General features: G+C 75.9%; 13 protein-coding genes and 3 pseudogenes. 9 read left to right on the top strand and 7 right to left on the bottom strand.

All coding sequences use genetic code 11. The features are described from left to right. The first annotated feature begins 67 nt into the window (after positions 1-67). Positions 68-808 carry a GntR family transcriptional regulator gene (locus GEV43_RS36165; protein WP_160825263.1) on the top strand — a complete coding sequence of 247 codons (741 nt, stop codon included), beginning with the start codon at positions 68-70 and terminating at the stop codon, positions 806-808. Positions 809-823: 15 nt separating this feature from the next. Here GEV43_RS36165 and GEV43_RS36170 read toward each other — a convergent pair whose 3' ends face one another. From GEV43_RS36170 to GEV43_RS36180, 3 genes are read right to left on the bottom strand one after another with little or no spacing between them, the layout of a single operon-like run. Further along, on the bottom strand, positions 824-1,483 hold the full coding sequence (locus GEV43_RS36170) for a response regulator transcription factor (protein ID WP_160825264.1): 660 nt from the start codon (positions 1,481-1,483) through the stop codon (positions 824-826). Beyond that, the gene (locus tag GEV43_RS36175) at positions 1,480-2,916 is read right to left on the bottom strand and encodes a HAMP domain-containing sensor histidine kinase (protein ID WP_309240117.1); all 1,437 of its coding nucleotides are present in this window, start codon (positions 2,914-2,916) and stop codon (positions 1,480-1,482) included. Before GEV43_RS36175 ends, GEV43_RS36170 begins: the two co-directional genes overlap by 4 nt. Before the next feature lie 4 nt (positions 2,917-2,920). Beyond that, the gene (locus GEV43_RS36180; RefSeq protein ID WP_160825266.1) at positions 2,921-3,193 is read right to left on the bottom strand and encodes a hypothetical protein; all 273 of its coding nucleotides are present in this window, start codon (positions 3,191-3,193) and stop codon (positions 2,921-2,923) included. A gap of 143 nt (positions 3,194-3,336) precedes the next feature. Between GEV43_RS36180 and GEV43_RS36185 the strand changes: the two genes are divergently transcribed. The 6 genes and pseudogenes from GEV43_RS36185 to GEV43_RS56645 form a co-directional block, all read left to right on the top strand. Next, entirely contained in the window at positions 3,337-3,945 is a 609-nt protein-coding gene (locus GEV43_RS36185; RefSeq protein WP_160825267.1) for a DUF4956 domain-containing protein, read from the top strand. Beyond that, on the top strand, positions 3,942-4,811 hold the full coding sequence (locus GEV43_RS36190) for a polyphosphate polymerase domain-containing protein (RefSeq protein ID WP_160825268.1): 870 nt from the start codon (positions 3,942-3,944) through the stop codon (positions 4,809-4,811). The genes GEV43_RS36185 and GEV43_RS36190 overlap by 4 nt, the downstream gene beginning before the upstream one ends. Positions 4,812-4,908: 97 nt before the next feature. After that, positions 4,909-6,059: pseudogene (locus GEV43_RS56630) on the top strand (AMP-binding protein); the annotation flags it as partial. 45 nt (positions 6,060-6,104) lie between these two features. Beyond that, positions 6,105-6,554 carry a hypothetical protein gene (locus GEV43_RS56635; RefSeq protein ID WP_375539137.1) on the top strand — a complete coding sequence of 150 codons (450 nt, stop codon included), beginning with the start codon at positions 6,105-6,107 and terminating at the stop codon, positions 6,552-6,554. A 139-nt stretch (positions 6,555-6,693) separates the two neighbouring features. Beyond that, positions 6,694-7,644, top strand: a pseudogene (locus GEV43_RS56640) (FAD-dependent monooxygenase); the annotation flags it as partial. Between the two features lie 307 nt (positions 7,645-7,951). Beyond that, positions 7,952-8,101 (top strand): annotated as a pseudogene (locus GEV43_RS56645) (FAD-dependent oxidoreductase); the annotation flags it as partial. 132 nt (positions 8,102-8,233) lie between these two features. On the opposite strand, the gene GEV43_RS52040 reads toward GEV43_RS56645, so the two are convergent. Beyond that, positions 8,234-8,455, bottom strand: a complete 222-nt coding sequence (locus tag GEV43_RS52040) for a DUF2795 domain-containing protein (protein WP_241684164.1) — start codon at positions 8,453-8,455, stop codon at positions 8,234-8,236. 306 nt (positions 8,456-8,761) lie between these two features. Continuing rightward, positions 8,762-9,004: an alpha/beta fold hydrolase gene (locus GEV43_RS47075; RefSeq protein ID WP_164717253.1), complete on the bottom strand. Its 243-nt coding sequence runs from the start codon at positions 9,002-9,004 to the stop codon at positions 8,762-8,764. A gap of 205 nt (positions 9,005-9,209) precedes the next feature. Here GEV43_RS47075 and GEV43_RS36210 point away from each other — a divergent pair, with 205 nt between their 5' ends. Beyond that, entirely contained in the window at positions 9,210-9,557 is a 348-nt protein-coding gene (locus tag GEV43_RS36210; RefSeq protein WP_160825269.1) for a hypothetical protein, read from the top strand. A 40-nt stretch (positions 9,558-9,597) separates the two neighbouring features. Further along, a complete protein-coding gene (locus GEV43_RS36215; protein ID WP_241684165.1) occupies positions 9,598-11,049 on the top strand; it encodes a pyridoxal-dependent decarboxylase in 1,452 nt (483 codons plus the stop codon). Positions 11,050-11,073: 24 nt separating this feature from the next. On the opposite strand, the gene GEV43_RS36220 is transcribed toward GEV43_RS36215, so the two are convergent. Together GEV43_RS36220 and GEV43_RS36225 are read right to left on the bottom strand one after the other, a co-directional pair. Beyond that, complete coding sequence (locus tag GEV43_RS36220) at positions 11,074-11,850, bottom strand: SDR family NAD(P)-dependent oxidoreductase (protein ID WP_160825270.1); 777 nt, start codon at positions 11,848-11,850, stop codon at positions 11,074-11,076. A gap of 39 nt (positions 11,851-11,889) precedes the next feature. Beyond that, complete coding sequence (locus GEV43_RS36225; RefSeq protein ID WP_309240118.1) at positions 11,890-13,152, bottom strand: cytochrome P450; 1,263 nt, start codon at positions 13,150-13,152, stop codon at positions 11,890-11,892. Positions 13,153-13,369 lie beyond the last annotated feature (217 nt).

A 13,369-nucleotide genomic window follows, 5' to 3' on the forward strand; every position in this document is an offset into this window, starting at 1 on the left:
CTCGCGGGGCGGGGCGGACTTTCGCGGGGGCCGGAGGACACGCGGGGGAATCGGATATGTATGGGGGGTGATCGATCCCTCCGGGCCCCTGCCCAAGTACCTCCAGTTGCGGGCGATCCTGCTCGGCATGATCGAGCAGAACCGGCTGCCGGTGGACGCCCCCGTCCCGTCCGAGCGGGAGCTGTGCAGGCGGTTCGGCGTGTCGCGGATGACCGTCCGGCAGGCCGTCGACCAGCTCGTGGCCGAGGACCGGCTCCGGCGCATCCCCGGCAAGGGCACGTTCGTCGCCCGGCCGAAGGTGCAGATGCCGAAGGAGCTGGTGTCGTTCACCGAGGACATGCGCGCGCGGGGGCTGCGGCCGGGGTCGCTCGACCTCGCCGCGCGCACGGTCGAGGCGGACGGGCGGCTGGCCGCGCTGTTCGCGGCCGACCGCGGCGTCCGGGTGCACGTGCTGGAGCGGCTGCGGCTCGCCGACGGCGAGCCCATGGCCGTCGAGCGCTCGCACATCCTGGCCTCCCCGGCGCCCGACCTGCTGGACCGGCGCCCGCCGAACGCGCCGCTGTACGAGACGCTGGAACGGGAGTACGGGATCGTCATGGACGCGGGGGAGCAGACCATCGACGCGGGCCCGGCGGGCGAGGAGGAGGCGCGGCTGCTGGAGATCGGGGCCGGCGACGCGGTGTTCTTCATGCGGCAGCGCACGTTCAGCCGGGGCGTGGTCGTCGAGGTCGCCCTGACGACGTACCGGGCCGACCGCTACCGCATCCACCTCGGGCTGGAGACCCCGCGCGGCGCGTCCGGCTCCTGACGGGAAGCGGAACGGTCAGCAGCGCAGCCGGTAGCCGGCGCCGCGCACCGTCTCGAAGCGGTCCGCGCCGAGCTTGCGGCGCAGGTAGCGGACGTAGACGTCCACGACGTTGGAGCCGGGGTCGAAGTCCAGGCCCCACACGTGGCCGAGGAGCTGCTCGCGGGTCAGCACCTGGTCCGGGTGCCGGCAGAACGCCTCGGCCAGCGCGAACTCCCGCGACGTCAGCTCGACGGTCCGGCCGGGGACGCGCGCGCGGCGGGTGCGCAGGTCCAGGGCCAGATCGCCGGCGCGCAGCACGGTCGGCTCGGGTGCCCCGCCGGGCCGCAGCCGCAGCCGGACGCGGGCGAGCAGCTCCTCGAACGCGAACGGCTTGGCGAGGTAGTCGTCCGCGCCGCCCTCCAGCCCCGCGACGGTGTCGGCGACGCCGTCGCGGGCGGTGAGGACCACGACCGGGACCGTGACGCGCTCCTCGCGCAGCCGCCGCAGCACGGTGAACCCGTCGCTGCCCGGCAGCCCGATGTCGAGCAGCACCAGGTCGTACGAGCCGCCCCGGGCCCGTTCGTACGCGGCGTCGCCGTCGGCCGCGACCGCCGTGGCGTACCCGGCGGCGCGCAGGCCCTTCTCCAGGAACGCGGTGATGCGCGGCTCGTCCTCGGCGATGAGGATGCGCGTCATGGGAGGGCCTCCAGCGGGGTCAGGGGCAGGTCGAGGACGAAGCGGGCCCCGCCGTCCGGCGGCGCGCTCACGTAGGCGCGCCCGCCGTGCGCGCGGGCGATCGACGCGACGATGGCGAGGCCGAGCCCGGCGCCGTCCGGCGCGTCCGCCGCGCGGGGGCCGCCGGACGGCGCGGCGCGCGCGAAGCGGTCGAAGATCCGCTCGGCGTCCTCCTCGGCGACGCCGGGGCCGGTGTCGCGGACCCACAGCAGGACCCGCGCGCCGCGGACCGCCGAGCCGACCTCGATCGTGTCGTCCGCGCCGGTGTGCCGGACGGCGTTCGCGGTGAGCTGCATCAGCGCCTGCGTGAGCCGCTGGCCGTCGGCCGCGACGCGGACCTCGGCGGTCTCGGCGACCCGCCACCGGCGCGGGCCGAGGCCGCGCGACTTCGCGACGGTCTCCACGGTGAGGTCGGCGAGGTCCACCGCGCCGGGCGCGAGGAAGTCGGGCCGGTCGGCGCGGGCGAGGACGAGCAGGTCGCCGACGATCCGTCCCATCCGGTCCAGCTCGCCGATGAGCAGGCGGCGGGTCTCGGCGGCCGAGGCCGGGTCGTCGTCCATCAGCTCCAGATGCCCGCGGATCACGGTGATCGGCGTGCGCAGCTCGTGGCCCGCGTCGTCGGCGAACCGGCGCTGCGCCGCGAACGCCGACTCCAGCCGGTCCAGCATCGTGTTGAACGTGCGGGCGAGGGCCGCCACGTCGTCGTTGCCGCGCACCTCCAGCCGGCGGGTGAGGTCGGAGGCGCCGATCCGTTCGGCGGCGTGGCGGACGAGCCGGATCGGCGCGAGCACCCGCCCGGCGATCAGCCAGCCCGCGAGCCCGGCCGCCGCGAGCGCTCCGGCGGACGACACCGCCAGCACCCGCGTCGCGCGCGTCACCCCGCCGCGTTCGAGGTCGCGGAACTCGGCCACGACCAGCGCCCCGCGCCGCGGATCGCCCGCGACCCGCACCGGCAGGACGGCGTAGCGGACGCGGCCCGCGGCGCTGTCCGTCCAGCCCTGCTCGGGCGCGGTGGCGCGGGCGGCGCGGGCCACGAGCGCGGCGTCGCGGTCGAGCCGCGCGGGCGGCCGGTGCGGGCTGCGGCGGTCGGCCCGCCCGTCCACCACCGAGAAGAACGTCTCGGCCCGGTCGGGGAGGTTCTGCCCGAGGTGCCCGGTCAGCACGTCGTCCACGCCGCGCACCGGCCGGCCGGTCGCCGGGTCGACGCCGCGCCGCGCGTGGTCGCGGAACTTCGCCGCCTCGTGCCCGAGCTCGCCGCCGACCTGATCGTCCAGCCGCGCCGACAGCACCGCCCACGTCACCGCGACCGACCCCGCGAGCGCGAGCCCGGTGAGCAGCAGCATCCAGCCGACGATCCGCGCCCGCGCCGTCGCGCGGCGCCGGGGGGCGCGCACGCGCTCATCCGTCGTCGGCGTCATCGCCGGGTTCGTCGTCCGCGTCGCGGGGATCGTCGGCCGCGCCGCCGCCCGGCGGGCGCGGCGGCGTGACGGCCCGCACCGCGTCGGGCGCGGCCGTGCGGGACGGGGCGACGGCGCGCTGCGGCGGCGTCACCCGGACCACGCCGCCGAGGTCGGGCGGCCCGCCCGGCCGCGCCTGCGCGAGGCCCGCCGCCGCGCCCGCCGCGAGCAGGACCGTGCCGCCGAGACCGATGAGCACCGTGCGCTGTGGCATCCGCCCACTATGGGGCCGCCTTCCTGAAGAGAGCCTGAAGCGCCGGATGAGAGCCCTCTCATCCGTGCCTCACCGCCGCCTCACCGCCGCCCGCGAGGCTCGTCCCGAGACGCCGGAGCACCGCCGCGGAACGAGGAGGACCCTTGCGCGCGAGCATCCTGTACGGGCTGGCCGCCGACCTGGCCGCGATCGCCGTGCTGGCCCACGTGATCTACTACCGCCGGCACCGGCGGCACGACCTGCGGATGGCGTACGCCGCCGTCAACGTCGGCGTGTTCGCGGTCGTGTCGCTGCTGCTCGCGCAGCGGGCGGGCCTGGCGGTCGGGTTCGGGCTGTTCGGGGTGCTGTCGATCATCCGGCTGCGGTCCAGCGCGCTCACCCAGGAGGAGGTCGGCTACTACTTCGTCGCGCTCGGCCTCGGCCTGGTCAACGGCCTGGCCGCCGAGACCCCGGCGCTCGCGGCGACGCTCGACGCCGTCCTGCTGGCCGTCACGTACGCGGCGGACCATCCGGGGCTCGCCGCGCGCGCCCGCCGCGGCGTGGTCACCCTCGACGTCGTGCACCGCGACGAGGGCGCGCTCCGCGCCGACCTGGAGGCCAGGCTCGGCGGGACCGTCCTGCGCCACCTGGTCACGGAGGTCGACTACGTGCGCGACGTGACCGTGGTGGACGTCCGCTACCGCCTCCGCGACCCGGACCCGGAACCGCGACCGGACGCCCCGTTCGCGCGCCGCGCCGGGCTGACGCGATGACCGCGCCCGCGCCCCAGCCCAAGCCCCAGCCCAAGCCCCAGCCCGCGCCCCAGCCTGAGCCCGCCGCCGCGCCCGCCGCCGCGCCCGCCGCCGCGCGGGCCGTCGCGGACGCCGTGGGCGGGCTCGCCCCGGTCGGCCTCGGCGAGGTGCTGGAACGGGCCGAGCTCCAGGTGCGGCTGGACCGCAAGTACCTCGTCCCTGCCGCCGCGTTCCCCGAGGCCGTCGCGCGGCTGGACGGCGCGTACGCGGCGCTGGAGATCGGCGGCCTGCGGAGCTTCCGCTACGCCTCCACCTACTTCGACACGCCGGACCTGCTCACCTACCGGCAGCACCGGCAGGGCCGCCGCCGCCGGTACAAGATCCGCACGCGCGGCTACCTCGACGGCGGCGGGTGCCTGTTCGAGGTGAAGCTGGCCGGCGCGCGCGACTCCACCGACAAGCGCCGGATGCCGTACGACCCGTCCCGCGGCCGGGAGCTGACGCCGGACGCGCGCGCCTTCCTCGCGGACGCGCTGCTGTCGGCGTACCGGATGAACGCCCCGGACGGCCTCCGCGAGTCCGCGACGACGGCGTACCGGCGCACGACGCTCGTCCAGCGGTCGGGGACGGGCCGCTTCACCTGCGACGTCGGCCTCGTCTGCTCCGCCGGCGACGGGCCCGGCATCGCCGCCGTGGACGGGCTCGTCCTGCTGGAGTCGAAGTCGGCGGCGGCGGACGCGCCCGTGGACCGGGTCCTGCGCGGCCTCGGCATCCGCCCGCTGAGCCTCAGCAAGTACTGCCTCGCCGTGGCCGTCCTGTACCCGGGGACGCCCGCGAACCCGTGGCACCGCGCCCTGCGCCGCTGCTTCGGCGCGTACCCCCTGTGATCCGTCCCGGGGGGAACGGGCCCGGGGGGATCGGCGGCGGGGGCGTGGGATCCTTGGGGCGCAGGTCACCACGTAGCCGAGGGCAGCGGAGGCCCCGATGGACGACGTCCCGGCAGTCACCGGCGGTGCGGGGGAGGGCGGCGCGGGGTACACGCCCCTGACGCCGCTGGCGTTCCTGGAGAGGTCGGCCCAGGTGTTTCCGGGCAAGACCGCGATCGCGTACGGGGACCGGCACGCCACGTACGCCGAGTTCGCCGCGCACGCCACCCGCCTCGCGCGCGGCCTGCGTGCGCTCGGGTCGGGCCGGGCGACCGCGTCGCCTACTTCGCGCCGAACGTCCCCGAACTGCTCGTCGCGCACTTCGGCGTGCCGCTCGCCGGGGCCGTCCTCGTCGCGATCAACACCCGGCTCGCGCCCGCCGAGGTCGGCCACATCCTCGACCACTCCGGCGCGAAGGTCCTCGTCGTGGACGCCACCTTGCACCCGTCCGTCGCGCCCCTGGAGGGCGGCCCGGCCTCCCTCGAACGGATCGTCACGGTCACCGACCCCGCCTCTGGCGCCGAGCCCGACCCCGCCGTGGGCGGCCTCCCGTACGGCGAGCTGCTCGCCCTCGGCTCCGACGACCCGCTGTCGTGGAGCGTCCCCGACGAGAACGCCGCCATCTCGATCAACTACACGTCCGGGACGACCGGGCGGCCGAAGGGCGTGGTCTACACCCACCGCGGCGCGTACCTGAACGCGCTCGGCGAGGTGCTGCACTCGCGGCACTCGCCGGACAGCGTCTACCTGTGGACGCTGCCGATGTTCCACTGCAACGGCTGGTGCACGCCGTGGGCGCTCGCCGCGATCGGCGGCACGCAGGTGTGCCTGCGCGCCGTGGACGCCGCCGAGGTCTGGCGGCTGATCGACGAGGAGGGCGTCACGCACCTGAACGGGGCCCCGACCGTCCTGCTGGCGATCGCGAACGCCGAGCGGGCCCACGCCCTCGACCGCCCGCTGACCGTCACCACCGCCGGCGCGCCGCCCAGCCCCACGATCATCGGCCAGATGGAACGGCTCGGCGCCAGCATCGTGCACGTGTACGGGCTGACCGAGACCTACGGGCCGTACGCGGTGTGCGAGCCGCAGCCGGGCTGGCCGGGCCTGGACGCCGCCGAGCGGTCGCGGCTGCTCGCCCGGCAGGGCGTCGGCATGGTGCAGACCGACGGGCTGCGCGTGGTGGACGGCGCGATGCGCGACGTGCCCGCCGACGGCGAGACGCTCGGCGAGATCGTGATGCGCGGCAACAACGTGATGAAGGGCTACCACCGCGACGAGGCCGCGACCGCCGAGGCGTTCCGGGGCGGCTGGTTCCACTCCGGCGACCTCGGCGTCCGCCACCCGGACGGCTACGTCGAGCTGCGCGACCGGTCCAAGGACATCATCATCTCCGGCGGCGAGAACATCTCCACGGTCGAGGTCGAGCGCGCGCTCGACTCGCACCCCGCCGTCCTGGAGGCCGCGGTCGTCGCGGTGCCCGACGACCGGTGGGGCGAGCGGCCGAAGGCGTTCGTCGTGCTGCGGCCGGGGCGCGACGCGACCGAGGCCGAGCTGATCGGGCACGTCCGAGAGCGGCTCGCGCACTTCAAGGCGCCCGACCGCGTCGACTTCCTCGCCGAGCTGCCGAAGACGTCCACCGGGAAGATCCAGAAGTTCGAGCTGCGCGCGCGGGAGCGGGCGGGCCGCGAGGGGCGGGCCCGCTGACCGGCCCCGCTCGCGCCCGGGGAGCGGGCGGCGCGGCGACCCGCCCCTTTCGCCCGATCCGGTGGTAGGTGTCCCGATCGGCGGGGAGAAAAGGGGGCGGGGGAGCACGGCCCGATCCGGAGATCGAGAGGGGAACGGCATGGCACCCGACGCGGACGTACTGATCGTGGGAGCGGGGCCGACCGGCCTGCTGCTCGCCGGCGACCTCGCCACGGCGGGGGTGCGCTGCACGCTGCTCGAACGGCGCGCCGAGCGGCAGGGCCTCACCCGCGCGTTCGCCGTGCACGCCCGCACGCTGGAGGAGCTGGACGCGCGCGGCGTCGCCGCCGACCTCGTCCGCACCGGGGAGCGGGTCGGCGCGCTGCGGCTGTTCGGCGACGCCCGGCTCGACCTGTCGCGGCTGCCCGGCCGCTTCCCGTACGTGCTGGTCACGCCGCAGTACGAGACCGAGCGCCTGCTGGAGGAGCGGGCGCTGGCCGCGGGCGCGGAGATCGTTCGCGGCGCCGAGGCGGTCGGCGTGAGCCAGGACGCCGACGGCGTGGACGTCGAGGTGCGCACGGGGGACGGCGCGCCGCGCACCCGCCGCGCCGCGTACCTCGTCGGCGCCGACGGGGTGCGCAGCACGGTGCGCGAACGGCTCGGGCTGCCGTTCCCGGGGCACGCGGCCGTCCGGTCGGTGATGCTCGCCGACGTGCGGCTCGCGGAGGCCCCCGCCGAGACGCTCACGGTCGGCGCGACCGGCGACGCGTTCGCCTTCCTCGCGCCGTTCGGCGACGGCTGGTACCGGGTGATCGCCTGGAACCGGCGGCACCAGGCCGCCGACTCCGAGCCCGTCGACATGGACGAGCTGCGCGAGGTGACCCGGCGGGCGCTCGGCACCGACCACGGAATGCGCGACCCGCGCTGGACCTCGCGGTTCCACAGCGACGAGCGGCAGGTGCCGCGCTACCGCGCCGGGCGGGCGTTCCTCGCGGGCGACGCCGCGCACGTCCACTCCCCGGCGGGCGGCCAGGGCATGAACACCGGCCTCCAGGACGCCGCCAACCTCGGCTGGAAACTGGCCGCGGACCTGCGCGGCTGGGCGCCGCCCGGCCTCCTCGACACCTACCACTCCGAGCGCCACCCCGTCGGCCGCATGGTCGTGCGGGGCAGCGGCGCGCTGCTGCGCGCCGTGCTCACCGAACGGCCGCTGCCGCGCGCCCTGCGCGGCGCGGCCGTGCGGGCGGCGACGCGCGTGCCGCCCGTCGCGCGCCGCCTCGCCGGCGCCGTGTCCGGCATCGACATCGCCTACCCCGCCCGCGCGGCGCCCACCCCCTCACCGGCCGCCGCGCCCCCGACGTGCGGCTCGCCGGGGAGCGGCCCGGCTGTACGAGGCGCTGCGCGACGGGCGGTTCGTCCTGGTCGTCGCCGCGAACGACCCGGCCGTGACGTACCTGGCGACCAAGCGCTGGGCCGGCCGGGTGCGCTGCGCCGTCGCCGGAGGGGCGACCAACACGACCGCGCTCGTCCGCCCCGACGGCTACATCGCCTGGGCGACCGACGAGACGGCGCCCGACCTGCGCGCCGTCGCCATCCGCGACGCGCTGGCGCACTGGTGCGGCGCGCCCGCCGACCACCCCGCCCCGAGCGGAGGCCGTGAGGCGGAGCGCCGGAGGCGGCGCGGCCGGAGGGCGGCGCGGTCAGAAGCGGCGGTCCTCCCGCCCGTAGCCGAGCTCCTCGGCGACGTCGGCGACGTTCTCGTACTCGCGGTCGGGCAGGGTCTCCAGCGCGGCCACGGCCCCGTCGGGCGTGTCGGCCGCGCCGGCGACGTGCTCGACCAGCGTCGCGGGCGTCGCGGGGTAGCTGACGCCCGCGAGCAGCCGGGCGAGGGCGCTGCGCTCCTCGACGTCCGCCGCGCTCATCCCGGGGCGAGCCCTCCTGCCGGGAGCTGGACGGCACGGTCGGGTCCTGCGGAGCGGTCGGGTCCCACGGGGTTCCGGCGGACGCGGGCTCGGTCTCGTTCCACTCCTCGGCGTGGGTGGCGTGGCCGCCCCGCACGAGCCCTCGGTCTCGTGCTCCATCTCGTCGTCCAGCCTCGGTCCGTGCTTGTCGCTCTTGTCAGGCATGGTGTTCCCCTTCTTCGTTCGTCGCGGGTTCATGCGGTCCAGCTGATCCCCGGCCGCTCGGCCAGTGCCGGCCATCCGCAGGGCGGACCGCGACAGCGGGTCTCACGTCGGCCCCGACAGCACCGGCGACCGCACCCGTCCGGGCCGCCGCACGGCCGTCTCGGTGGCGACCCGGCAGCCGAACGACGAGCCGAGCAGGCGGACCTCGGGGAGGTCCACCGCTTCCAGCCGGTCCGCGACCGCGACCGCGAGCCCGGCGAGGTCGGGCGGGCCGGACGGCTCGGAGCCGCGCCCGAACCTGGGCAGGCCCACCGTCCACGCCTCGTTCTTCACAGGCGAGATCATTCCCTCGCGGGTGAGGCTAAACAGCAGGTGGGTGCAGGCGGGCCTTGCCGGACGGGGCCTATGGTGTCCCGTCCGAGCCGGGGAGGGGGTCTGACGCCTGCGGGCCTTCTAAGGTGGTCGGCGTCGCCCTGCGAGGGCGGCTCCGGGCCCGCGGGCGCTGTTCCCTACCGCCGGGGTGCGGTTTCTGGAACGGGAGAGGGGTCGCATGTTGCCTGAGGAGGCGGTGGACGTCCTCCGGACGGTGGCCGCGCTGCTGGCGTCCGGCGCCTACGAGGAGCTGGAGACGCTCACCGAGGGGCGCCGCCTCACCGCGCCGATGATGGCCGAGGCGGTCTCCGCGCACGGCGGCCTGGCCGCGCCGCCGCCGGAGGAGCTGGCGGTCGTGGAGCCGGTCGAGCTGGAGACGGGCGACGACTACGAGCGCGCGTACCACGTGGACGTGCCGCTGCGGACCGTTCAGGACGGGCGTCCGGCGCTCCTGGCGCAGCTCACCGTGGCGGAGGCGATGCAGGGCGTGTGGACGGTCGAGCTGGTCGGATTCAGGGAGCCCTGACGGGGAGAACTCGTTTGGGGCCATGTGATCTGATATGCGGATGAGCGGGCACATGACACCGGACGAGTTCCGCCGGTACGGCAGGCAGGTCGTCGACTGGATCGCCGACTACCAGGAGCGGATCGAGTCGTACCCCGTGCTGTCCCGGGCGCGCCCCGGCGAGGTGCTGGAGGCGCTGCCCGAGCACCCGCCCGAGCGCGGCGAGGGCTTCGAGGCCGTCCTCGCCGACCTGGACCGGGTGATCATGCCGGGGATCACGCACTGGCAGCATCCCGGCTTCTACGCCTACTTCCCGGCCAACGCGTCCGGGCCCGCGATCCTCGGCGACCTGCTCTCGGCGGGGCTCGGCGTCCAGGGGATGCTGTGGGCGACCAGCCCGGCCTGCACCGAGCTGGAGACGCGGGTGACCGACTGGCTCGCCGAGCTGCTCGGCCTGCCCGCCGCGTTCCGCGCCGCGGGGGCGGGCGGCGGGGTGATCCAGGACTCGGCGTCCTCCGCCGCGCTCGTCGCGATCCTCGCCGCGCTGCACCGCGCCGACGGCGGCGCCGCCGGACGCGACGGCATCGCGCGGCGGCACACCCTCTACGTCAGCTCGCAGACCCACTCGTCGCTGGAGAAGGCCGCCCGGATCGCCGGGATCGGCGCGGCCAACGTGCGGATCGTGGACGTGGACCCGGCGACGCTCGCGATGGACCCGGCCCGGCTCGACGCGATGATCGCCGAGGACGCCGCGGCCGGGGCGCTGCCGGTGCTGGTGTGCGCGACGGTCGGCACCACCTCCACCACCGCCGTGGACCCGGTGGCCGCGATCGGCGAGGTGTGCGGCCGGCACGGCGTCTGGCTGCACGTGGACGCGGCGTACGCGGGCGTCGCCGCCGTCTGCCCCGAGCTGCGCTGGATCAACGACGGCCTCGACGGGCACGCCGACTCGTACGCGACCAACCCGCACAAGTGGCTGCTCACCAACTTCGACTGCAACGTGCTGTGGGTCGCCGACCGGGCGCCGCTCGTCGGCGCGCTGTCGATCCTGCCGGAGTACCTGCGCAACCGGGCGTCGGAGTCCGGCGAGGTCGTCGACTACCGCGACTGGCAGATCTCGCTCGGCCGCCGGTTCCGGGCGCTGAAGCTGTGGTCGGTGATCCGCTGGTACGGCGCGGAGGGGCTGCGCGAGCACGTCCGCACCGGCGTGCGCCTCGCGGACGAGCTGGCCTCCTGGGTGCGCGGCGACGAGGCGTTCGAGCTGCTGGAGCACCACCCGTTCGGCCTGGTCTGCTTCCGCCCGCGCTGGGACGGCCTCCCGGACGGCGAGGCGGACGCGGCGACGCTGAGGCTGATGGACCGGCTGAACGCCTCGGGCGACCTGTACCTCAGCCACACCAAGGTCAACGGCCGCGTCCTGCTCCGCGTGGCGATCGGCGCCCCGGCGACGACCGCCGAGCACGTCCGCAAGACCTGGCAGCGGATCAGGGAGGAGGCCGCCGCCCTCGCCTGACGCCCGGCCGGTCCGGGGCGGCGTTCAGTACGCGGCGGTGCCGCCGTCCACGCTGATCGCGGTCCCGGTGATCCCGGCGCCCGCGTCGGACGCGAGGAGGACGGCCACCTCGGCGACCTCCGCCGTCGTGTTGGGCCGCTTGATGGACGACTCCCGGGCGTACAGGTCGATCAGCCCGTCGAACGTCAGGCCCATGCCCTCGGCGGCGACCGGCCCGGTCTCGCGGATGATGTCGGTGACGACGAGCCCGGGGCAGATCGCGTTGACGGTGACGCCCGCCTCGCCGACCTCGCGCGCGACGGCCTTGGTCAGCCCGTTGACCGCGTGCTTGGCCGCGACGTACGGGGCGAGCACGGGCTTGCCGTGCTTGCCCTCCACCGACGAGACGTTGATGATCCGGCCGTGGCCGCGCGCGGTCATGTGCGGGAGCGCGGCGCGGGTGGCCCAGAACGTGGAGTACAGGTTCCACCGCATCACGAGGTCCCACTCCTCGTCGGTGGTCTCCGCGAGCGGCGCCGGCGCGCTGGCGCCGCCCGCGTTGTTGACCAGGACGTCGATGCGGCCGTGCCGCTCGACGGTGCCGGCGACGAGCCGTTCGACGTCGGCCCGGCTGGTGACGTCGCCCGCGACGAACGAGGCGCGGTCGCCCGCGTCCAGCTCCGCCAGGGCCCGCGCGCCCTTCTCCGGGTCGCGCCCGTTGAGGACGACCGTCGCGCCCTCCCTCAGGAACGCCTCGGCGATGCCCCGGCCGATGCCGCGGGTGCCGCCGGTGATGGTCGCGATCCTGCCGTCGAGCTTCATGGCCCGGCCCTCCCCTTCAAGCCCGTTCGTACGGCGCGGTCAGGAGTCGGAGCGGCGCAGGACCCGCAGGAACCTGCGCACGAACGACATCGTCCCCGAGTCGCCGTCCTCGCCCGCGTCGCCCTGGGCGGGCCGTTCGGGCGCGGCGGCGGGCGCGGCGGGCGCCTCGGGGGGCTCGCCCGCCAGGGTGTAGTTGACCGGCAGCGACCGCAGCCCGCGCATCATCGGCGACGAGCGCCAGGGGAGCTGGTCGGCGGGCAGCGCGAGCCGCAGCTCGGAGAACCGCTCGAACAGCTTCTCCACCGCGATCGTCGTGATGGTGGTGGCGAGGTCGCGGCCGAGGCACGCGTGCGGGCCCGCGCCCCACGCCAGGTGCGCGCGGGAGCTGTAGATCGAGTCGGGCGCCATGTTGCCGGTGAACGCCGGGTCGGTGTGCGCCGCGGCGGGCGACAGCATCACCGGGTCGCCCGCGGCGAGGGTGAACCGCCCGATCCGCACGTCGGTCTTCGGCCAGCGGAACGTGAGGTTCGACATCGGCGGGCTGGAGATCGCCGCCCGGTTGATCGCCTCGTGGATCATCCCGGCCGACAGGCTGTCGCGCGCGCCGCTCTCCCCGATGATCACCTCGGCGGCGGTGTTGCAGATCAGCGTGCCGGTGTAGTCGCCGATCAGCCCGACCACCATGAGCATCTCGCGGGTCAGCTCGTCGATGGTGAGGTCGGGGGTCTCGGCGAGCATGTACGAGGGCAGGTCGTCGCCGGGGCCGACCATCTTGGCGGCGCACACGTCGGCGACCGCGCCGAACAGCCGCGCGGACGCCTCCGCCGCGTCCGGCCCGGCGTCCAGCAGCCGCCACATGTCCATGAGCAGCTCCTCGCCGCGCTCGGGCCGGAAGCCGAGCAGGCGGCCGACGACCATGAGCGGCAGCGGCCGGCCGTACTGCGCCGACAGGTCCGCCCAGCCGGACCGGCCGCCGCCCTCCGACAGCACCGTGATGAGGTCGTCGGCGTACGAGGACACCGCCCGCTCCAGCGCCCGCGCCTGCGGGCGGGTGCGGTCCTGGAACGGCCGCAGCCCGGCGCTCCACGCGCCGCGCAGGCGGGTCAGCTCGGCGCCGTCGCGGAACACCGAGTTGTCGACCTCGAACGCGGGCAGCAGCGGCCAGTCGGCCGGGACCCGGCCCTCGCGGCGCGCCCGCCACGAGTCCAGCCGCTTGCTCCAGATCCCGCGCGCGTCCCGCAGGATGTCGAGGGTCTGCGGGTAGCCGATGACCAGCCAGGTCGGCACGCCCAGCACGTCCACCGGCGCCACCGGCCCGTACTCGGCGCGCAGCCGTTCGTAGAACAGCGCGGGCGGGACTCGTAGTCGCGGTTCATCAGGGACTGGACGGCGAGCGACTCCAGCGGCGGATGGCCCGCGGCGGACTCGGCCTGGGGGATCTGGGGCTCCACGATCACTGACTCTAGAGTGTTCGTCCGGTAATGATCGGTTGATGGTGAAATTTTGCGCGCGCGTTCCC

Source organism: Actinomadura sp. J1-007, assembly GCF_009793335.1.
Taxonomy (GTDB): Bacteria; Actinomycetota; Actinomycetes; order Streptosporangiales; family Streptosporangiaceae; genus Spirillospora; species Spirillospora yumaensis.

Coding starts and splice junctions, on each gene's coding strand:
- GEV43_RS36180 (WP_160825266.1), bottom strand. CDS start 3,193: ATGCCACAGCGCACGGTGCTCATCGGTCTCGGCGGCACGGTCCTGCTC.
- GEV43_RS52040 (WP_241684164.1), bottom strand. CDS start 8,455: ATGAGCGCGGCGGACGTCGAGGAGCGCAGCGCCCTCGCCCGGCTGCTC.
- GEV43_RS36190 (WP_160825268.1), top strand. CDS start 3,942: ATGACCGCGCCCGCGCCCCAGCCCAAGCCCCAGCCCAAGCCCCAGCCC.
- GEV43_RS47075 (WP_164717253.1), bottom strand. CDS start 9,004: ATGATCTCGCCTGTGAAGAACGAGGCGTGGACGGTGGGCCTGCCCAGG.
- GEV43_RS36210 (WP_160825269.1), top strand. CDS start 9,210: ATGTTGCCTGAGGAGGCGGTGGACGTCCTCCGGACGGTGGCCGCGCTG.
- GEV43_RS36170 (WP_160825264.1), bottom strand. CDS start 1,483: ATGACGCGCATCCTCATCGCCGAGGACGAGCCGCGCATCACCGCGTTC.
- GEV43_RS36220 (WP_160825270.1), bottom strand. CDS start 11,850: ATGAAGCTCGACGGCAGGATCGCGACCATCACCGGCGGCACCCGCGGC.
- GEV43_RS36215 (WP_241684165.1), top strand. CDS start 9,598: ATGAGCGGGCACATGACACCGGACGAGTTCCGCCGGTACGGCAGGCAG.
- GEV43_RS56635 (WP_375539137.1), top strand. CDS start 6,105: ATGAAGGGCTACCACCGCGACGAGGCCGCGACCGCCGAGGCGTTCCGG.